This is a genomic window from Paenibacillus sambharensis, assembly GCF_003233845.1.
GTDB lineage: Bacteria > Bacillota > Bacilli > Paenibacillales > Paenibacillaceae > Paenibacillus_I > Paenibacillus_I sambharensis.
On sequence record NZ_QKRB01000051.1, the window covers coordinates 175,383 to 196,994 of the forward strand.

Here is a 21,612-nt window from a genome sequence, read left to right on the forward strand (position 1 = left end):
AAACTCCCTTCACTGCTGTCAGGCTATCTGCTGCAGCTCCACATTAAATACACTGCCGCTGTGGCCATCACTCTCCACTGTTATATTCCCGTCCATCAATGCCAGCAGGCGCTTGGTCAGCGTCAACCCGATCCCTGTCCCCTCAACCTCCGGCGAAGCGTGTGCCCGGTAGAAAGGCTCGAATATCCGCTCCGCCTTATTTGGCGGTATACCCGTTCCCGTGTCGCTGACCGACAGCCGGAAGATCCCGTCCGCCGAGTGGCCGGAAAGCGTAACCGTACCATTCGTCCGGTTGTACTTGATGGCATTGGAGAGGAGATTGAACATGACCTGCCGAAGCCTGACCGGATCGGCCAGAACGATCGCTTCGAGACTGCCAAGTTCATTCATGATGGTAATTCCGCGTTCCCCGGCAAGCGGCTGCATGACCTGCACACAGTCCTCGAGCAGGCCGCCCAGCCCCACAGGAATGTGACGGACTCTCATTTTCCCAGCCTCTATACTGGACAAATCCAGAATGTCATTGATCAGCGTCAACAGATGATTTCCAGCGGTAATAATCTTGTCCGCATCCTGAACCAGACGGTCAGAATCCGGAAGCTTGGCGACTCCCATCTTCAGCAGCTGGGCAAAGCCCAGCACCCCGTTAAGAGGCGTACGCAGCTCATGATTCATTGCAGCCAGAAAATCACTCTTGGCCTGACTGGCTTCATCCGAGCGGGCCTTGGCCTGCATCAGCGAATCATGAAGCTGCTTGCGCTCGGTATTGTCCCTGAATATAACCTGTATGGAGGGCAAGCCGTTAAATTTGACATAAGCGGCCGAGGTTTCAAGCGCCAGCATTGAACCATCCCTGCGCCTGCACATGAATTCAACTCCCACAATATGCCTCGGCTCCGCGAAGACCCGCTGTACCCCCTTCCTGATTAATTCGACCTGCTCTCTGGGGACGAATGTATAAATACTCTCTTTCATCAGGTCTGCGTCCTGATAGCCGAGCAGGCGGGCACAGGCTTCGTTGTAGAAGACGATCGTTTCCTCCATGCTGAACACGCAGATCGCCTCCGGAGACGTCTCGACAAGCAGCCGGTAACGCTCCTCGCTTTCGATCAGCGACTGTTCTGCCTGCTTGCGCTTGGTAATATCGCTTATCGTACCGAATGTGCCTAAGAAATGTCCGTTCTTGTCGATGATGGCGCGGCCATGAACCTCAATCCACAGCTGTTCTCCATCATTGCCCTGATACCTCATCTCCTGATGGCAGTAATCGATTTCCCGCTTGTACAGCGGCTCAAAATAATGCTGGCTCAGTACCTTATCACTGGGATGGAGCTTGGCATCATAGCGCTCTCCAAGCGACTCCTCCACCGCTCTGCCTGTCACACGGGTCCACTCCTCATTCAGGAAGACCCACCTGCCCTCCGCATCCGTCTGAAAAATAATGGCCCTCACATTGTTCACTAGCGACTCGTATTTATCTGTTGACTCCTTAAGCTGCAGCTGCAGCTGCCCGGATTTCTCCGTGAAGCTCAGCAGCAAATGGGTAACCAGGCCTGCAGTGATACCCGCCAGTAAGAAGCTCGCAAGCACCTCGGGCATCTTTCCCCCATCGAACATCAGGCCGATAATGCTGCTTGTGATGACAATACAGAACACATTCATGCAGGCCCACTGCTTCCAGCCCGGCTTTACAAACGTCGCAATCAAGCCGCAAGCTGCCCCCATCAGCAGAGCACTGACAGCTGCCGGCACATGCACGCCAAACAGCAGCCATCTGCTAACCGCAATAACAAGTGCCGCTGTCAGGCTGGCCTGCCAGCCCCAAAATCTAGCCGCTGCAGCTATACACAGGTACCGCAGGTCCAGTACAAAATTGGGGCCCAGCTCAAACCCCGACATCATGAGCAGCGTTCCTACTCCTCCCTGTGCCAGTCCGTACTTGATCCGGAGCTTAACCGGCCGCAGCCTTGTCAGGCAGAACCTCTGGAAGAGTATATTCAAGACAAGCAGAAGCGCGGTGAATATACACAAATCATTCAATATATCAAATAACAGCGTACTGAGCTTGATGAGAAACTCCCCCAAGATAATTGTCTAATTGTGTAGCAAATTGTCGAATCCGATATTACAATCATACCAGAAACTTGAAAATGTTCAATTAAAAAAAAGAATCCCTGAACTGCATCAAGCATGGGATTTTTTCATCCTTGTAACAGCCCTTAGGTCACTAAACCGTTGATGTCAACCAATTAGCAGACTACAGACAAGCTAACGGACATGAAACACATGCCGTTTGGATATTTTTATGTATCAGGGCGGCATTTCTATTTTACTCAAGGTGAACCGAACGTTACGCTCGTCAATTGCTGCAGGGTTTGGTGGAGGGGCCGCATTTGGTAGCGGAAGGAAATAAGCGATATGATACATACCAACTTAATGTAGGCAGGCAGGTCTTTACGGAACTGAGAAGCGTTATCCATTGAATTAGAGTCATTTATAAAATGTTACGGAACTCAGAGGCTTTAATGTCCCCTTATCCTTAAAGATCCCCTTGAAATTGATTGAATAACAGCGCTGAGTTCCGTTACCCGCTGAAACGACCAAGATTCCTTTGAATAAGGTTGCTGAGTTCCGTTGGGTTTGAATTATGCCAAACCGGAAGAAGTCCACGAGGATTGCTTTAGCGCCCGCTCCCTACAGCAACACATTGAGCAAAATTGTCCTTTACACCGAAATCGAATACGTTCATCTCATGGCATCCTTCGCATCCCTTCAGCTTAACTCCATTCCGTGGATCCCGCATTTACGGAGCTTCTCCACTTCCCGGATTACGACAGGCCGGATCTTCTTGCCATACCCCCTTATGAAGGCATCCCAATGCCCATTTTTATCAAACAGGATTAGTTCAAGGATATTGTTCTCCATACACTTAGCCTGGCAAAACACAACATTAGAGTCTTCGCCGATGACCCCAATAAATTTATATTTTCCTATATGTTAAAAAACCGCCATCCCTGTTGGGCTGGCGGCTTAAGAGCAGTATTTATTATCTTACATGGTTATGGCAGTACATAAAACAAAATCGCAAAGAAATGAAGGATGGAGCCGGTCAGCACGAACATGTGCCATACCGCATGATGATAGGGAAAGCTCCGCCACATATAGAAGACGGTTCCCACCGTATACAGCAGCCCCCCGCCCACCAGCAGATAAAATCCGTTAGGCGCCAGATGCTCTACGAGCGGCCCCCAGGCGAACACGATAATCCATCCCATGGCAATATACAGAATCGTTGAGGTGAACAGAAACTTGGAAGCGAAGAAGGATTTGAATACAACGCCAGCCACCGCCACCCCCCATACGACCCCGAACAAAGCCCAGCCAAGCGCCCCCTGCACAATATGAAACAGAATCGGCGTATAAGAACCTGCAATGAACAGGTATATGCAGGAGTGATCCATAACCTCCAGAACCTTCTTAACCCTGCCCTCCGGGAAGCTGTGCACGAGTGTCGAAGCAACGTACAGCATCAGCATCGCCGTTCCATAAATCGAGAAGCTGACGACATGGAGCGCTGTCCCCTTAAGTGATGCGAATACGATTAGCACGACCAGCGCCGCTACACTTAGAGCCGCACCGATCCCATGCGTAATCGCATTGGCGATCTCCTCTTTTCGGGTATACGTATGTGTATTGGCCATTCCTATTCCTCCCTGCTTCCTTAATGTCCGCACCTGCGGCATAGAGTGATCTTCCTATTATACGCTTATGGGCATAGTTCAGCTGTTAGAAATATCCTGTTCAGCTGTATAAAAACAGGCTGCCCCTTTAACGGGGAGCCTGCTTAAGTCGCTGCAGTCACGCAAGAGGAGTGTTTACACGCCCATGCGCTTGCGCTGATTATTAATTTTCTTCGTATTCTGGCTCTTCATCTTGAGACCGCCGCCGCCTTGATGGGACTGCTTCTGCCGTCCGCCTGCATTCGCCTGAGCCTGTTTCTTCTGTTCCAGCTTTGCTTTTACGGCTTCAGCCAGCGAGACTTTTCTTGGCTCCTTCGACTCCTGCTCCCCGGCGTTTGATCCATTATGCTGTTCTTCCGTCATGGAATCCCCTGCTTTCCACATATCTTAACTGTAGTTTACCATGTTTGCAGACAAGCCGCACCCATTTTTAGTAAGCACGGTCATATGGCTTGGGAGCGGCCTCCAAATAACGGCCTGTCGTTTCCTTGATGGCTGCCAGCGCCCAGTACGGATTGCGCAGCATTCCCCGTGCAACGCCAATCATATCTGCCTCTCCGCTTCCGAGCGTCTGCGCCGCCAGCTGCGGGTCCTCAAGCAGGCCAACCGCAATGACCGGAACACCCAGCTTATCCTTGAACGCCTTCGCGTAAGGAACCTGGAAGCCAGGTGTATTAGCCGGCTTGCGGGCACCCGGGGCGCCTTCTCCGCCTGTAGAGATATCGAAGATATCAACGCCCGCTTCCTTGTACCGGCGGCCAAGCTCCAGTGCATAATCCAGATCATAGCCGCCATCAACATACTCGACAGCCGAGATCCGCATGATGAGCGGCATCCCTTCCGGCATGACACGCTTTACAGCCTGAATGATCTCAACGCCAAAGCGGGCTTTGTCCTGACCGTACTCATCCGTGCGCTGGTTCGTATATGGCGAATGGAATTGATGGATCAGGTAACCGTGTGCCCCGTGCAGCTCAATTGTATCCACGCCAGCCTCGACCGCCCGCCGTGCCGCATCCGCAAATTTACCGACCATCGCCTTCACTTCGTCCGTCGTCAGTTCACGGGGAGTCTTGAAGGTATCGTCATAAGCAATGGCCGAGGGCGCAACCGGCTGCGGCGCATCCTGCGCCTTCCGGCCGGCATGCGCGATCTGGATCGCAACCCTGGTACCGTACTTCTTGGATTCATCAATGATGCGTTTATACGCCGGTACCTGTTCATCAGACCAGAGGCCAAGGCAGTTGTCGGTAATGCGGCCGTCCGGCTCAACATTCGTCATTTCAATAATCATCAGACCGGTGCCGCCGACTGCCCGTGACACATAATGCACATAATGCCACTCTGTGGGCGTGCCGTCTTTTTTCTCCACCGCATATTGGCACATCGGCGGCATGACAACACGATTTTTCAACTCCAGGCTCTTATAAGAAAACGGCGTATCCAGCTGTACAGTCATCGGGTCTCCATCCCTTCCACTACTGATTAGTATTTTCCTGCCGCGTCTCTCTATACATCCCGTTCCCCTATTATACTACAGCACACTATAACAAATAAAGCTGCTTAATTATCATTTCAGTATGCCAGGGTTGCTGCGCAGACCGATTCGTCAACCTCGTCCCGGCTCCTGTATAATAGATAACAAGATCATACAACTACTGACTCGGGAGGGATAAGATGGGTAAAATCGTATGCCTGCACGGCTTTACGCCGGAGCAGCAGGAGGAGGTTCGGCGGCTGGCACCAGGCTGGAGCCTTACCTTCGGACGAACAGGGGAAATTGACCCGGCCTGCTACAGGGAGGCCGAAATTATCTGCGGCTGGAATGCAGACGCTGCGCGCGAATGTCTGGAGTCAGGAGCTGCGCTGCGCTGGGTCCAGACGTGGTCCGCTGGCGTGGACAAGCTCCCGCTGCAGGACTTCGGCAGCCGCGGCGTTCTCGTCACCAATGCCAGCGGCGTCCATCCCGAGCCGATGTCGGAGACGGTGCTTGCCATGATGCTTGGCCTGACGCGCGGCCTGCACCGTTCCATTCGCGCACAGGCAGGTGCCGCATGGGAGAAAACAGGCAGCCTGCCCGAAATGCACGGCAAAACAGCTGCCGTCATAGGCGCAGGCGCTATTGGCCGCGAGGTCGCCTTCCTCGCAAAGGCCTTCGGCATGCGGATGATCGGCGTCCGCCGCAGCGGCAGGAGCGCTCCCGGTTTTGACCGTGTCGTAACGGAGGACCGGCTCGATGATATTCTGCCAGAGAGCGATTACGTCATTAATATTCTGCCGCTGACAGCTGAAACCCGTCACCTGTTCGACGAAGGGCGGTTTCGTCTGATGAAGCCGACCAGCTATTTCATCAACGTAGGCCGCGGCGCTACCGTGAAAACCGAGGCGCTGGTCAGCGTGCTGCAGTCAGGCGGCATTGCGGGAGCGGGCCTTGATGTATTCGAGGAGGAGCCGCTTCCTGCCGGCCATCCGCTATGGAAGCTCGACAACATTATTCTGACGCCGCATAATGCCGGCGCCACAGAGCACTACAAGGAGCGTGTCGTGGCCCTGTTCCTCGACAACCTCCGCCGCTACCTCGCCGGGGAACAGCTGAGGAACTTGGTGGGGTATAGCCAAGGTTATTAGGCAGATCTATGCCTAATGTTCTTGGGCTACCCAAGGTTATTAGTCGCGGACAGCCGCCTCATGTTCTTGGGCTATAGCCAAGGTTATTAGGCAGGTCTATGCCTCATGTTCTTGGGCTACAGCCAAGGTTATTAGGCAGGTCTATGCCTCATGTTCTTGGGCTACAGCCAAGGTTATTAGGCAGGTCTATGCCTCATGTTCTTGGACTACAGCCAAGGTTATTAAGCGCGGACAGCTGCCTCATGTTCTTGCGCTATGCCCAAGGTTATTAGGCGCATACTCTTCAGCAACCTTAGCATCATTAAATAGCGGCAGAGCGAAGACTGGAGGAGTCTTAGCTCTGCCGCTGTTGTTGAGGTGAATGAACGTCTCATCAGCACACTAAAGACCCGACAAGGCAGTGCCCGCACGCTGTTCCTCCTCTGCCATTCTGCGCAGCCGCTTCCGGTATACGATCCGTGACAGGCTCACACTGCATTCGTACAGCAGCAGCAGTGGAATGATCACCAGCACATCGGAGACAATGTCGGGCGGTGTTACGGTAACGGCTGTTACGACCAGCGCGAAGTAAGCTGTTTTTCTGGCTTTGGCGAGTCTCTCGGGATTCAGAATCCCAAGCCTGGTAAGGAAAATCACAACGGCAGGCATTTCGAACAGCAGCCCGAATGGTAGCGTCAGATTGACCATGAACCGAAAGTACTTTTCTGCTGTATACAGGGTCTGAAACTGCCCCGCTGACAATCCGAGCAGGAACGAAGAGACGACCGGAAATACGATGAAATAGCCGAAGTTAATGCCGCCAATGAACAGCAGGGATACAGCCGGGATCATGTGAAAAGCGGCCCGGTGCTCTTCAGCGCTCAGTGCCGGCTTTACGAACCTCCACAGCTGGTACGCAAACACAGGAGTGGTAACGGCGGCGGCGATAACGGCGCTAATCATCATGTACACCCACAAAATATCGCTCGGGCCAAGCAGGGCAAGCCTCATATCCAGATGCTGCGTCAGCCACCCGTAAATCTGCTGCACACAGCACAGCGCAGCTGCCAGCGCACCGACAAAAGCAAACATCGTCACCATAATCCGCTTGCGAAGCTCACCGAGATGCCCGATCACATTCATCGTGTCCATCTTCTATCACTCTCCCATGCTGAAGAGGGATGCAGACGGCAGCAGCCGCACATCCCTCTCTAATTCCCTGCTCAGCCCTTCAGTGCAGCAGGCTTCTCCTGCTTCACTTCCACAACGGCGAGACCGCTCCGTGTTTCCCGCAGCTCTGGTTCTTCCTCCTGCACCAGCTCCTTCGTGGAACGCTTGAATTCGCTGAGCGTCCTTCCAAACGCGCGTCCGATCTCAGGCAGCTTGGATGGCCCGAAGATGACGAGCGCAATAACCAGAATTAAGATCAAGCCGGGTATGCCGATACTCTGCAGCATGCTGGCTCCTCCTCTCGTCGATGTTCTGTTATTTGGCGGGCTTTGGATATACGGCAACTGCTTCGATCTCGATCAGCCAATCGGAATGGACCAATCCCGCCACCGCTACGGTCGAGCGGGCCGTCTTCACCGGATTGCTATCCGTATTGAAGAACTCCGCATAGGCATCGAACCAGCCTTGATAATCGACCTTATCTTCCTTCTCCGGGTCCGCCACCAGATAGACACGCAGATAAACGACATCGGAAAGGGTAAGCCCCTTCTCCTTCAGATCAGCTTCAATCCGCTTCAAAATCCCCATTGCCTGCGTCTTTGTATCGCCATAGCGTTCATGAATCGTCTTACCGTCCGCTTTCAGCTGCGGGGGCACGGTTCCGCTGGTCCAGAGGTAAGCCATACCCTCCGGAACGGAAACGCCTGACGCAATGGACGAGGTCGGACTTCCGTAGAACTCCGGCTCATCGATCGGCTCTTCCGGATATTTGTTCGGTGTAAGCGGACTGGCACCATATGCCGTTAAACCTGCCAAGCTCACGGATGCCGCCAGCAGGGCTAGCAGCAGCCCTTTTTTTACCATTCTCATAGCGTCACACTCCTGATTCCAGTATGTAGGTCATTCAGGTATAATTGCTGATTACTGCGTCATCACTCGCTCATGAATATGATTCACGACAAGCCGGGCTGATTCGAAGGCCCCTGCCATCCAGCCGGTCAGATAGCTCATATGCTCTCCAGCCAGATAGATACGGCCGTCCGGCTTGTTCAGTGTCGGATAAATCGTCTTCCGGTCCTCCGAGGAATAGCTCGCCCATCCGCCCAGGTTGTACGGCGTCTTATGCCAGGCAATTGAGAAGGAAGTCTCGAACTCCTTGTAGAACTGGTGATGAATCTTGGCCCCCTGCTTGAGCGCATATTCCTCCCGGCCGGCGAGCGTCATGTCACCGAGCTTAACGGCCTGTTCGCCAAAATTGTAGTAGCCGACCACGATGCCCTTCCGTCCGAGATAGCCGCTTGACGGATACCAAATCTGATTGATGTCCATATTGGTGGTCGTCATGCCGCTGAATATATTCTCGTCCTCTTCCCAGAACCGCCTCCGGAACTGGAAGCCGATTTTCCCCGTTTCCGCATAGTGAACCTTGGCGATTGCCGCAGCCATCTCCTTGCTGAAATCGGCCGGAATGTCCTTCAGCACACTCAGCGGGATGGTGCAGATACAGTACTCGCCCTCCACCTCCTGCACAGCGCCGGCTGCATCCTTGTAGGACACGGTGACGCCGCTCCCGTTCTGCTTGATCTGCTGCACAACCGCCTGATAGCGGATCACGCTGCCGACCTTCTTGGCGAGCGCTCTGCCAATCTGATCCATTCCGCCTACAGGCTGGAACATCATCATCTGCTGATCCAGGGAATATTCCGAGCTGAAGCTGTTCCCGAAGCCCGACTGGATAATCGCACTGATGTTGTAAGGGTCCTCCTGTTCACCGGGCGTTTCACCCCCGCCAGGCAGCACCTTGTACCCCCTGCGGCCGGAGCCCTTGTAGAAGAGATCCGCATTCAGGTCGCCCTCGCGCTGCAGATAGATGAGGAGCTTCTCCTTGTCATTCTGGCTAAGCGGCAGATCCAATGCATTCTTGTTGATCGCCTTGGCGAGCAGCTCGCTTGTAAAGCCGCGCATATCAGCCTTTGCCGCACGCTTCGGTATCTTCCTGCCGGAGAGAGGACCTGCATTTTCGCTGTAATAGTAGGCCGCTTCATTCACATTGCCGAACACCTCAAGCGCCACGCCGAGCTCCTTGCAGTAGTCCATCGTGATGTGGTGCTGCGGAATACGCGCGGGTCCCGGGTTAAAATACTCACCTTCATCAAAACGGGCGGTCTGCTTGGCTCCGCCGACTTCTGTTACCGTATCGCCTCTGCGGATCGTCCAGTTGCGGCCTCCCGGCCGGGAACGGGCTTCTAAGATCACACAATCGTAGCCGATCTTCGCCATTTCATAAGCTGCCGTCATGCCCGCTATACCGGCACCCAGAATAACAATTTTCCTGCCGCCACGCTTCGTCATCTCCAGCTCAGCGGGAGGTGGCAGTACAGCCGCCGCCCCCGCAGGACTGCCGAGCAAACCCAGACTTCCCATCGCACTGTACATAGCGACCGCTCCGCCAGCTTTGGCAACCTGAATTAAAAACTGCCTTCGTGATAGCTGGGCTCCCATTTGATGATCAGACATTGGTTTCCTCCTTCGCCTCGTTCATCAGCGTCGTTCTCGAAACCAGCTTAGCATCTGAAAATCCGTTCGTGGTCTTTTGTGTTATATTTCCTGACACAGTTTATGTAATTAGACCCTGCGACAAAGTTTTACTGTAAGATAATCTTACAGGACTATTTTCATCTCCATTGAAATAAGCAAATATAGAGTAAAATAAATTGAAATATACAAGTTATTTCATCGCGGCCGTGTTCACAAAGGAGGAAACAGATGTCTTACAAAGAGAAAAAGGTAATGACAATCGGTTTGGTCAGTGAGCTAACAGGCTTATCGGAGAGAAAAATCCGTTACTACGAGGAAAGGAAGCTGATATTTCCCGAGCGGACAGCCGGCGGAACACGCAAATATTCATTCCTGGACATCGAGAGGCTGTGTGAAATCGCAGAAAAAATGGAGGATGGTTTATTCACCCGCGAAATAAAGGAGCTGGAGCGAAGAAAGCGCAAGTCCGCCTCTCTCGCCTAGAAGCAGCATGACGAAAAGGAGAGAGCAGCCCGCCCCCTCCCCGTACTTTAAACTACAGCAGCCTTAACACAGGCTCCTGCCCTTGAAATTGACATAAGCTATACCGCATCATTCGAATAGGCTGCGCGGGCATCAACGGTGATCTGCAGCTCTGCCGCACTGGCATTCTCCATGATCTCCGGATGCCGGCGCTTGCCGTACATCCACCATTTGCGGACTGGCGGCTCTGCATCCGGCTGCTCAATGAAATGAAACAGATTCAGTTCATCCCGGAGCCGGATTATTTCGGTCGCAACTGCAGTCGGTACACCGGTCACCCGTATCTTCCAGCTGCCCTCACCTTCCCCAAGACGGGTATCTCCGTTCCCGTCATGAATGGTGAAGCTCTCGCCTGTCTTGCCAGTATCAAGGAGCACACGGCCTGTAACATGCTTGACCAGCAGTCTGTGTCTCGGTTGTTCTGTCAACAGCTTCCCCTCCCCAGCCTCAAATTAATAATCCCCGCCATACGCTTCTAGGGCAAATCGATCAGCATGAAGAACGCTTCCTCTCCTGCCGCTTCAAGGTTAAGTTCTGGCTCTTCTGTTATTCTCGCCGCATCTCCGCGCTGAAGGGCTGACCCGTTAACGGACAGCTCGCCTTCTATGACAAAGAGGTACACACGACGTCCGGCATCCTGACGGAATTCAACCAATTTACCGGCATCCAGCCTGGACAAGTACATCGTCAGATCCTGATGAATATCCGCTATTCCTTCCCCTCCACCGCGCGCCACTATAGGCAGCAGCCTGTTCTTCAGAGCTTCCGGGTCAAAGGAGGAGGTCTCGTAGGAGGGCTCAAGCCCGCTCTCGCTTGGCGTCATCCAGATCTGCAGAATGTGGCATTCCTCATCCGCCGGGTTCGCCTCCGAATGGATAATTCCCGTCCCTGCGCTCATCCGCTGTACACCGCCGAACCCGGTTACCGCCTTGCGTCCTGTGCTGTCCTCATGCTTCAGCTGTCCTCTCAGAACAACCGATACAATCTCCATCTCCCGATGCGGATGACCGCCAAAGCCGCGGCCTGCTCCAATGATATCGTCATTGAAAACTCGGAGCGGACCGAATGCTGTGTTGTCCGGATCATAATGCTCCCCGAATGAGAAGCTTGCCCGGCTCGTCAGCCAATCCAGATCCGTGCGGAATCTTGAAGCTTCCGGATAAATATTAATCATGGTCTCACCTCTCCCCTCATTTAGTTCACGATTAAACCACTATCAAGATGAATAATCGGGGCTGCGGGCAAAATCCTGCATCCACTCCCATACGCTGCCGAGCGTCCGCTGCAAATTGGATACCTGGTCCTTGATAAACGGCGGCCGGGCGCGAAAATAATCCGCATGCCCGCCGACTACCTGTATGGAGCCGATATGCCCGGGAGCGTACCTAAATGCATCCCATACCGGAACACCGTACCTGCCGGTACGGAAGCCGCCCCAGCTGCCAATACGCGTTACCGGATCATTGATCCTTCCGCTGCTGTCCACGGCGTAGAAATAACTAACCTTGTCCCTGAGCGCCGGATCTATTCTTACCTTGGGCGCTCCAACTTGAACCATCCGGCAGTCGCTGACAATCCCTTCCTCCAGCAGCATTTTACCCGCGTGGTAGGCAGCTACCCCGCCGCCGCTGTGACCAATCAGCAGCACGGACCGGCCTGCAGAGGTTTGACGGACAGGCTCTGCGGCAGCCTGTCCGCCGCCAGGACGCCGCAGCTTGCTGCGGCGGAACAGATCCCGGCGCACCTCATGAATTTGACGAAGCAGGCTTCTTGTATAGTCCCCGTAGGGATACACGACCTGAATCCGCACCTCTTCCCAGCTGCTTCGGCACAGGCCATCCAGGATCTGCTGACAGTCGGTAAAAAAGCCCGGCCTTGTGGCCACACCCGCGAGCAAATAAATGTCCAAATGGTCCGTCTGCTCCTTTGTCATCTGCATCTCCTTCCGTCCCTTGTCCGCACCTGAGGGCTAGTGTTTACCCCGGCCGCAACAGCCTCGTTATGGTTAATAGTGGTTAGTATGCGGCAAACAGCGGGATTCTCATTCTGCGGAAAGGCCGGTTTCATGGAGCGACCTGCTGTATGCCTCGAACCCTTGGTGCAGTCATTGTACAAGATTCGCCTGCTCCCGTTCCACTCTTCCCCGGCACAAAATTATTCTCTACGTAATTTACACGGCTGTGGAAGAGGGCAAACCAGGCAACCACGGCTCCGCAGATTTTACTTCCCCCTGACAAAAACAAGCCGCTCAACCGGTCTAGGCTGTCTGCCCTTCCGGCCGAGCGGCTTGTATCTGAATTGTCGCTTATTTGCACGCTTTACGCATGACCCCCGAGCACGACCGTAACCTCATGCTGCTGCCCGTCATCAGAGAGCTCAATGTAGGCGCCGTGTTCATCCCTTTTTGCGAATGTCCCTGTGCCTGTGGCCTTGCGTTCTTCACTGGCAGCATCGCCGTTGACAACATGGATGCTGTAAAGCGTTTCGCCAAAACGGTAATCCGCTGTAAAACCGGGCCAGCTGCGCGGAATATTCGGACGGATATAGAGACGGTCCGCAGCCCGGCGGATACCGAGTATCCACTCGACCCCCGCCTGGTACATCCAGCCTGACGCGCCTGTGTACCAGGTCCAGCCGGCCCTTCCCTTGTACGGATCGGACATATATACATCCGCTGCCATTACGTAAGGCTCGCCAACATATGTCCGGATATCTCCCTGGGAAGCGGTATGGTTAACCGGGTTCATCAGATTGAACAGCTCGAACGCCTTGTCGCCGTCACCCAGCATAGCCCATGCCACAATGCTCCAGATCACACCGTGTGTATATTGGCCTCCATTCTCCCGGATGCCCGGCGGATAACCTTGAATATAACCCGGCGTAGGCTCTGTCTTGTCAAAGGCAGGCGTCAGCAGCATCGCCACATCATGCCCCCGGTCGACGAGCTCGCGGTCAAACGACTGCATCGCCCTTATACTGCGCTCACGCGGCGCACCGTGTGATATAACCGACCAGGACTGCGCAATGGCATCAATCCGGCACTCATGGGCGCTGTTCGTTCCCAGCCAGTCGCCGTGGTCGGTGTAGGCTCTGCGGAACCACTCGCCGTCCCAGGCATGCTCGTTAAGCGCCTTGGACAACGCTTCAGCGCGGCTCCTGAGATCCTTCGCACGCTCCACGTCGCCTCTGGCTTCACAATGGGGAGCGAACATGTTCAGCACAGTGACAAGGAACCACCCGAGCCACACACTCTCACCCCGGCCTTCATCGCCTACACTGTTCATGCCGTCATTCCAATCCCCGATTCCCATCAGCGGCAGTCCATGCTCCCCGAGCCTGTATGCCCGGTCAATGGCACGCAGGCAGTGCTCATACACCGTTCCGCTCTCATCAGAGGTGACCGTCGGCTCATAACGCTCGTGCTCTTCCTCCGTAAGCTCGCTGCTTGTAAGATAAGGCTGCACCTCATCCAGTACGGTAGCATCTCCAGTGTGTTCAATATAACGGGCCGCACTGTAAGGAAGCCAGAGCAGGTCATCCGAATATTTGGTCCTGATTCCTCGCTCGGTCTCGGCATGCCACCAATGCTGAACATCTCCTTCCAGGTACTGGTGGCGTGCATGCAGCACGATCTGCGTACGTGTCAGGTCCGGGCGGGTATGGAGCATCGCAAGCGAATCCTGCAGCTGATCCCGGTAACCGTACGCACCCCCAGCCTGGTAAAATGCCGATCTTGCCCACATCCGGCAAGCCAGCGCCTGATACAGCAGCCAGCCGTTCAGCAGCATATTCATCTCCCGGCTTGGCGTATCAACCTGAAGCTGCCCCAGTGCGTTCGCCCAATACTGCTGCGAGCGGTTGTAAGCATCGGCTCCAGCCTCTGGCACTCCATACTTTCGCGCCAGCTCTGCCGCTTCCGCGGCGGTCCTTCCGCAGCCCAGCACAATGTAAACTTTGCTCTCGGTCTGCGGCGGCAGGGCAACGCTGAGCTGAAGCGCTCCGCAGCTGTCCGCCATCGGTCCGGTCCGTCCGGAGAGCGTCCGCTTACGCATAGCCTGCGGGTTCGCCATGGAGCCGTTGCGGCCGATGAATTCTTCGCGGGAGCAGGTAAATACAGGTACGCTGCGCTCTTCAGGACCTGAATGGTCCGCATGAATATGAAGAAACGCAGTCTCTTCACGGAATGTCTCCTGAAATACGTTGCGGGCCATCAGGCTCTCCGTATCCCGGTCATAAGCCGTCGTAATATAGGAGGCATTCAGCTCGCGTCTGACCCCGAGCACCCATTCCGCGTAATATGTCACGGACAGCTGCTTATGGGCCCCCGTCGTATTGCGAAGGGTAAGCTCCATGATTTTGACCGGATCCCGCTCATCCACACAGATGTTCAAGGTTTGCGCAATGCCGAACGCCTCTGATTCGAAGCGGGTGTAACCATGACCATGAGCCGCAGTATAGGTAAACCTGCCTCCTGCCGGACTTGGAGCAGGCGACCAGTATTGGCCCGTGCTCTCATCCCGGATGTAGCAGGCTTCACCTGCCGGATCCAGTACGGGATCATTGGACCATGGCGTCAGCTTGAACTCGCGGCTGTTGCGGAACCAGGTATAGCCCGTCCCAAGCTCGGTCACCATGCAGCCAAACTGCGGGTTAGCCATAATATTGGACCAAGGCGCAGGCAGATGCCGCCCTGCCTGAATACCGATCCTGTATTCCTTCCCATCCGGCGTAAACCCGCCCCAGCCGTTCCAGAGAATAGTCTCGCTCTGCAGGTCGGGTAAAGCCACAGCCCCTTCAGCGTGCTCCACCGCCTCAGCCTGCGCGAGCAGGGGCAGCGTCTCCGGCATCCGGCCTTCCACCGCCTTAAGCTGAGCCCGCAGGCTTCTGCCGTCCGCACGCAGGATGCAGCGGGCGGCCGTGTAGAGCAGGGTATGTTCCGCTTCGCTGATCTGGTCGCTGTTAACCGGGTAGACGCCGCCTTGGCGCCCAGCCTGGCTGTGATCCTTCGTCTGCTCCACGGTCCGGCGAATCGCATCCTGAATATCCTGCTGGTAGCCGCCCGGTGATTCATTTAGGACAACGAGGTCGAAGAATACACCTTTGCGGCGCAAATACTCATGTCCGCGGATAATCTGAGCAGCGAAGGACAAGCCCGAATCATCCCGGATGAGCAGCAGCGCAATCGGAAGATCGCCTGAAATGCCCATCGGCCATAGTCCCGTCTGGCCCATCGTGTTCGCTGCCACACGTTCCGCACGCTCCTCCCGCATTGGCGGCGTGTAAATTATCCTTCCTGCAAGCCCTTGATAAAGCGCCGCGTCCTGAGCTTTCATGTGGAGGTGGCGAAGCTCGATCTGGCTTCTCGTCCAGGCCAGCTGCAGCGTGCGCTCCACCTGCTGCTCGGAGCATAGGCGCCCTGGAAGCTCCAGTGCCTCTTCCCTGGAGTCAGCCATGCCGGTAATCGCTACAAGCTGCACACTTTCTCCCGGTCCGATCGTCAGACGCCGTCTCATTACAAAAGCCGGGTCAATGACTGCACCTGTTGTGCCAGAGAGCTTCGCGCGGATGGACTGCGGCTCTTCCAGCCCGCAGCCCCTGCCGATGAAGCAGGCACGGTCGGTCTCATATTCCACCGGACCCAGGGTATCACAGCATGGCGCCAGTGCATGCACGGCCCATACCGGCTTCTCATGCTCATTGCGGGGACGCCGTTTGGCGAGCAGGGCTTCATGTCCTTCATCGTACTCCGTCTGCACGAAGAGCTTGCTGAATGCCGGGTGGGCGTCGTCTGCCGCAGGTGCCGAGAGGGACACCTCCATATAAGTCGTTACCTCGAGCACACGGGCCGAGCTGCCCTCGTTCGTAAGCGTAAGCTTGCGGATCTCGGCGTTAAACTCCGGTGACACGCATACCTCCAGGACTGTTCCGATACTGCCGTCCTGACGGATAAACTTCGCCTTCTCGAGCGAGAACTGGGCACGGTACACCTGCGGCTCCTGCCTTACAGGCTGGTACGTCGGACCCCAGACCGCTTCGCTCTCAACGTCGCGGATAAACATATAGCTGCCCCACGGGTCAGCCATCGGATCCTCACGCCAGCGTGTCAGCGCCAGGCCCTCACGCCGCAGATAGCCGCTCCCCGCCGTATTAAGCACGGAGGTGAATACGCCGTTCGACAGCACGCATACTTCCGGCACCGGGGTATGGGGAGTTGTAAACTCCCGCTGCGGCGCATGAGCCGCCATGTCCGCTTCCGTGCTCCGTCTGGAGGCGGATGCGCCATGAAGCGCAAGTGCCGGCTTCTCCGGTACACGCTCTTGAAGCAGCAGTTCGACTGCCCGTATGCGCTTATCTGCATGAAAGCGGTCGACCATGGTATCCGGGAGCAGCAGATTCCCGAGCGTAACCAGCGCCATGCCCTGGTGATGTGCCATGAAGCTGCGGATAACAACGCTTGTCCGGTTCTTTGGCATCCGTTCGGCCGTACAATCCACCGCTTCATAATAGCCGTACTCGCCCCGCGCACCAAGCGCCTCCATACCCTTCAGCTGCTCGAGTGCGGTCCGGGTCGCATACGGAAGCGCCATAATAGTTGCATAGGGAGCCAGCACAAGATCCTGCTCCAGGCCACGCTTGAAGCCAAGCCCTGGCACACCGAACGCCCTGTACTGATAATTCATCTGATAGTCAAAAGCATAGTAACCCGATTCCGAGATTCCCATCGGAACTCCGCGCATCCTGGCGTAGGCCGCCTGCCGCTCCACCGCTCCGCGGTACGTCTCATCCCACAGCGTTCCGCTGTACGTCTTCATAATGAGCGGCGGCATCAGATACTCAAACATGGTGCCTGTCCAGGAGACTAGGGTGGCATGCTTGCCGAGCTTCGTCATTGCCCGCCCGAGCTTGAACCAGTGGGAAGCCGGAACCTGCCCCATAGCAATGGCTATAAAGCTGGCCTGCCTCGCCTCTGAGGCAAGCAGGTCATATACAATCTGTTCCTTCTGCTCAAGCCCTACATGGTAGCCGAGGCTGAACAGCTTGGTGTCATGGTCGAATAACGGAGCAAAATCGGTACCGGCCGCAAGCTTCTCCAGCCGCTCGATCAGTGCCCGGCCGCGCTCCTCCCATTCGCTGCGGCCCTTGCGCCTGGCAGTCCCGGCTGCCGCGCCGCCCTTATGTTTCATGCCCAGCTCTGCGGAGGCTTCAATACCACTGTTATCCATGCCTTCCGTCAGTTCCTCTGCCAGCTCCAGATCAATCGTTACCGGCCTGAGCTTAGGGGTTATGGATGTACTCGCGGCTGCCACATTCTTCTGTTTTCCATGCTCCCGTTTTGGCTCTGCGGGACGTCTGCCCTGCTCATGCTCCTCCCCGGCTTCATAGTCGCGTCTAAGCCACTCAGCCAAGCCTTCCTTGACGGCGAGCAGATAGCCGACCAGATTGCCCGAATCAACCGTGGATACATACACGGGCGGCAGAGGGCGGAGTGTCTCTGTGTCATACCAGTTATATAAGTGACCGTTCCATTTTTCCATGCGCTCCATCGTTCCAACTGTCCGCTCGAGCCGCTCAATCATACCCGGTGTATCAATGAAGCCGAAGTCCCGGGCGGTTACCGTAACAGTGAGCAGCAGGCCGATGTTCGTCGGCGAGGTCCGGTGGGCAACGCCTACTGGCGGGTCAATCTGTACATTATCAGGCGGCAGCCAGTTATCCTGCTCGCCTGCGTAATCCTCATAGAAGTTCCAGATTTGCCTCGCAAGCTGCGTCAGTTCTTCCCGTTCACTTGCAGTAAGCTGCTCGGCACGAGCCACAACAGGCTGGTCCAGCCATCTCGTTATAAGCGGAGCTGAAGCCCATAGGATGGCAAGCAGCAGGCCCGCTGCCAGCTGTAGCGAAGAAGCGCTCCATAATGCTGCGGCCGCAAGGACGGCTGTCAGCAGCAGACCGCCTGCCAGCCCGGCGATCATGCGGGTAGACCGGCGCTCCACTTCCGCTGAGCTTACCCATTCAAGCAGCCTGCGCTTGGAGAAGACTAGACGGTACAGTGTCTTGGCAATCGCGTTCAGCATAAGCACGGTCTGATAAGGCAGCGTGAATAGGCCAAGCGCCGCTTGCGAAGCAGCTGCCCCGAAAGTTCGCGGACGCCTGAGAAGTCTCCCAACAGACAGCAGTGAACGGATCGCCGGGATCGCCAGTGTCAGCAGTACGATGCTCAACAGAGCCAAGCCGGTAGCTGCGGGGATCAGCATCGCCAGCAGCAGCAGGCCGTACAGGGCCGGCTGAAGCAGGCTCCTCCTAAGGTTATCCAGCATCTGCCACCTGGTTAGCAGGGTTAAATCAACCGGCATCCGCTTGCCGCTGCGGTCACGGTAGCTTGAGCCCAGCCAGGGCAGCAGCTGCCAGTCCCCGCGGACCCAGCGGTGCAGTCTTTGCTGGTACGCATAGTAGGTTGGGGGATGGCTGTCCACAAGCTCTATATCCGGCAGCAATCCGGCACGCATAAAACCGCCTTCCAGCAAATCATGGCTGAGCACCCGGTTATCCGGAATTCGCTTTCCAAGAACCTGACGGAACACCTCAACATCAAAGATCCCCTTACCGGTAAAAATCCCCTGCTCCATCGCATCATGGTATGGATCCGAAACAGCGAAGGAGTAGGGATCAATACCCGGCTCTCCGGACCACATCCTTGAGAAGCGCGAGCGCATAGCCGACTCGTGACTCATGCCAATCCTCGGCTGAAGCACACCGTAGCCCTCGATTACCCTGGTCCCGGCCGGGTTGAGACGCGGACGGTTGTAGGGCAGGTGAATGGTCCCGATCATCCGCTGCGCCGTTCCAATTGGCAGCTGGGTATCCGCATCCAGAGTAATTATATATTTTACTTTTTCCAGCTTAGACAGATCGCCCACATGGAAGAAGTAGCTGGTGTCCTCTGCTCCTCTAAGCAGGTCCGCAAATTCAACCAGCTTGCCGCGCTTCCGTTCCCAGCCCATCCACTTGCCCTCCGACTCATTCCATATCCGTCTGCGCTGCAGGACATGGAAGGTAGTTCCTGCCTCGCCGTAGGAGCGGTTGAGGGCCTCAATACTGGAGCGGGCCGTCTCGTTCATGACAGAATCGAGATCAGTCTGTTCTGCATCTGCATCCTTGTAATCACCCAGAAGGGCATAGTGAATGTTAGGGTCCCGGTTAGCCAGATAATGCAGTTCGAGCCTTTCAGCCATATCACGTACCTGTTCGGGTTGCGACCAGATGACTGGAATGACAACCACGGTCGCGGCATCCTCCGGGACGCCAGACGCATAATCAAGACGCAGAAGCGGCCGGGATTGCGTAACGCCGCAGATAGCAAAGTGGACCGTCTGAACGGCCCACTCGCTCGCCGGGAAAGCCAGCAGCACCAGGAGCGGTATCCACCACCACACAGCCGGCAGCAGAGTATTCTCCATGCCCGCAGCCCAGACTGTCAGTGCAAAAACCGCCAGGAAGAAGACGGCAAGCGTGCCAAAGTACGCAAGGCCCCGGTGCCGGCGGACTGCTGCCCGCTTGCTGTTCCTTGGCTTGGCACAGGTTTGGAGTTCCTTCCAGAGAGACCGTACACCGGCCGGATCAAGAAGAAAGTAGGCGGCAAAAGACGGACGCGGCGTCACATGGTCACGGACATGGTCTGTCGCCCCAAGCTCTGCTGGTCCTCCCGCCTGATTGCCGGCAGCTTCATCCTCCCTTGAGCCTGAACCATCAGGATCCGGAGCCGCAGATGCATGATGATCCGCAAGCTTTATCGCCCTCTCGGCCACCAGACTCTCCGGGACGCCGAGACGCCGGGACAGCGTCTCGATCCGCTCGAGAAGGACACTGCGGCTCGAGGCATCCAGACGCGCGTAGATACCCGTCGTTTCCTTTCGCATCGTGCGGTCTGCATAGCACAGTCTCTCAAAGGTGGGAGTCCACTCAAGCCTGACGGTTTTACGCACCGACTGAATACAGTTTCCTGCCGTCACCTGATAGGAGGCCTGCAAGCGGTGCTCGTAGGTAATGATCTGCTCCAGACTTTCGGTACCATTCTCCAGGCGGCAGGTCAGCCAATCCTTGATTTCGCCTGCATGGTCAGCCCATTCCCCAAGCCTCTGTACCAAATGTACAATAACAGGCCCGGATAACGGTATCGCGGCTCCCGAACGGTCCAGCGCTTCTCTCAGCGCCGCCGGGTCAGGTCTGCTTCCTTCCAGCGGGGCCAGCAGGCGGTCAACATGGCGTCCGGCTTCCCTACGCTGCCTGACCTCCTGCATCTGCGCCGCAAGCCTGCGGATCAGCGAAATTTTGATCAGCAGGGGCAGGGCCCAAACTTCCGCAATTGCCAGTACAGCCACTTCCTGGTATGCATTTGTATAGGAGGTAAAAGTATCGAAGTCCAGTACGCCATCGGTATGTTCAAAATAATGCCTGCATACCGCATAGGCACGCAGCTCGGCCTTATCTCCCACGACCGGAAGCCTGTGCATCTCGCTCTTGACGATCTCCTGCCTGATTCCGATAGCCTGTTCTTCTATAAAGTCAGCGTGATCCAGCAGCCACTCTTCCGCCGGCTGTATTTCGGCTGAATGGGTACGCTGCAAATAACGTACGAATATCCGTAACCCTTCAACATCCCCATTAAATGTCTGCAGTAACTCTTTCACTGCTCGTTTGGAGCCGCGAGTGGGAGAATGCGTAAGAGCGAGCTCACGCGCCTTCTGCTCGAGTTGCTCGGTGTTTAGAATCATGAGTCCTCCCGGGGTAGTAAGGAATAGTGGAGCGTGTGTAACGTTACACACTCCTTGGAGTGTCTTCGACCAGCCGCGGTATCTCTCTTACCTGCAGCGTTGCACACTCGAAGACACTCCTTGGAGTGTCTTCGACCAGCCGCGGTATCTCTCTTACCTGCAGCGTTGCACACTCGAAGACACTCCATAAATATTCCCATTCCTGCACCTTTTTATGACCCCGCGAAGGAAAAATGTGTCGATAAAACAAAAACAACGGACCCTTG

14 protein-coding genes are annotated in these 21,612 nt (G+C 55.6%); 2 read left to right on the forward strand and 12 right to left on the reverse strand.

The genetic code is table 11. The annotated features are described in order from the left end of the window. Positions 1 to 18: 18 nt before the first annotated feature. From DNH61_RS17215 to DNH61_RS17230, 4 genes are all read right to left on the reverse strand, one after another. Entirely contained in the window at positions 19 to 2,085 is a 2,067-nt protein-coding gene (locus tag DNH61_RS17215; RefSeq protein ID WP_111147912.1) for a PAS domain-containing sensor histidine kinase, read from the reverse strand. A gap of 974 nt (positions 2,086 to 3,059) precedes the next feature. After that, positions 3,060 to 3,701 carry a PAQR family membrane homeostasis protein TrhA gene (gene trhA, locus DNH61_RS17220; protein WP_111147913.1) on the reverse strand — a complete coding sequence of 214 codons (642 nt, stop codon included), beginning with the start codon at positions 3,699 to 3,701 and terminating at the stop codon, positions 3,060 to 3,062. Between the two features lie 174 nt (positions 3,702 to 3,875). Further along, positions 3,876 to 4,103 carry a hypothetical protein gene (locus DNH61_RS17225; RefSeq protein WP_111147914.1) on the reverse strand — a complete coding sequence of 76 codons (228 nt, stop codon included), beginning with the start codon at positions 4,101 to 4,103 and terminating at the stop codon, positions 3,876 to 3,878. A 67-nt stretch (positions 4,104 to 4,170) separates the two neighbouring features. After that, on the reverse strand, positions 4,171 to 5,199 hold the full coding sequence (locus DNH61_RS17230) for an NADH:flavin oxidoreductase/NADH oxidase (protein WP_111147915.1): 1,029 nt from the start codon (positions 5,197 to 5,199) through the stop codon (positions 4,171 to 4,173). A gap of 218 nt (positions 5,200 to 5,417) precedes the next feature. Here DNH61_RS17230 and DNH61_RS17235 point away from each other — a divergent pair, with 218 nt between their 5' ends. Beyond that, on the forward strand, positions 5,418 to 6,368 hold the full coding sequence (locus DNH61_RS17235) for a D-2-hydroxyacid dehydrogenase (RefSeq protein ID WP_111147916.1): 951 nt from the start codon (positions 5,418 to 5,420) through the stop codon (positions 6,366 to 6,368). Between the two features lie 381 nt (positions 6,369 to 6,749). On the opposite strand, the gene tatC is transcribed toward DNH61_RS17235, so the two are convergent. From tatC to DNH61_RS17255, 4 genes are all read right to left on the reverse strand, one after another. Further along, the gene (gene tatC / locus DNH61_RS17240) at positions 6,750 to 7,499 is read right to left on the reverse strand and encodes a twin-arginine translocase subunit TatC (protein WP_111147917.1); all 750 of its coding nucleotides are present in this window, start codon (positions 7,497 to 7,499) and stop codon (positions 6,750 to 6,752) included. Between the two features lie 71 nt (positions 7,500 to 7,570). Beyond that, on the reverse strand, positions 7,571 to 7,804 hold the full coding sequence (locus DNH61_RS17245) for a twin-arginine translocase TatA/TatE family subunit (protein WP_111147918.1): 234 nt from the start codon (positions 7,802 to 7,804) through the stop codon (positions 7,571 to 7,573). 28 nt (positions 7,805 to 7,832) lie between these two features. After that, positions 7,833 to 8,387: a RidA family protein gene (locus tag DNH61_RS17250; RefSeq protein WP_111147919.1), complete on the reverse strand. Its 555-nt coding sequence runs from the start codon at positions 8,385 to 8,387 to the stop codon at positions 7,833 to 7,835. A 51-nt stretch (positions 8,388 to 8,438) separates the two neighbouring features. Then, entirely contained in the window at positions 8,439 to 10,034 is a 1,596-nt protein-coding gene (locus tag DNH61_RS17255; RefSeq protein WP_181438756.1) for a flavin monoamine oxidase family protein, read from the reverse strand. 249 nt (positions 10,035 to 10,283) lie between these two features. On the opposite strand from DNH61_RS17255, the gene DNH61_RS17260 reads away from it, so the two are divergent. Next, positions 10,284 to 10,538: a MerR family transcriptional regulator gene (locus DNH61_RS17260; protein WP_111147920.1), complete on the forward strand. Its 255-nt coding sequence runs from the start codon at positions 10,284 to 10,286 to the stop codon at positions 10,536 to 10,538. 98 nt (positions 10,539 to 10,636) lie between these two features. Here DNH61_RS17260 and DNH61_RS17265 read toward each other — a convergent pair whose 3' ends face one another. From DNH61_RS17265 to DNH61_RS17280, 4 genes are all read right to left on the reverse strand, one after another. Then, positions 10,637 to 11,005, reverse strand: coding sequence for a hypothetical protein (locus tag DNH61_RS17265; protein ID WP_111147921.1), 369 nt, complete (start codon positions 11,003 to 11,005; stop codon positions 10,637 to 10,639). 47 nt (positions 11,006 to 11,052) lie between these two features. Then, positions 11,053 to 11,751, reverse strand: a complete 699-nt coding sequence (locus DNH61_RS17270) for a pirin family protein (protein WP_111147922.1) — start codon at positions 11,749 to 11,751, stop codon at positions 11,053 to 11,055. Positions 11,752 to 11,793: 42 nt separating this feature from the next. Further along, positions 11,794 to 12,510, reverse strand: a complete 717-nt coding sequence (locus DNH61_RS17275; RefSeq protein WP_245948221.1) for an alpha/beta hydrolase family protein — start codon at positions 12,508 to 12,510, stop codon at positions 11,794 to 11,796. Between the two features lie 385 nt (positions 12,511 to 12,895). Then, positions 12,896 to 21,346, reverse strand: a complete 8,451-nt coding sequence (locus DNH61_RS17280; RefSeq protein ID WP_111147924.1) for a glycoside hydrolase family 94 protein — start codon at positions 21,344 to 21,346, stop codon at positions 12,896 to 12,898. Positions 21,347 to 21,612: the final 266 nt, after the last annotated feature.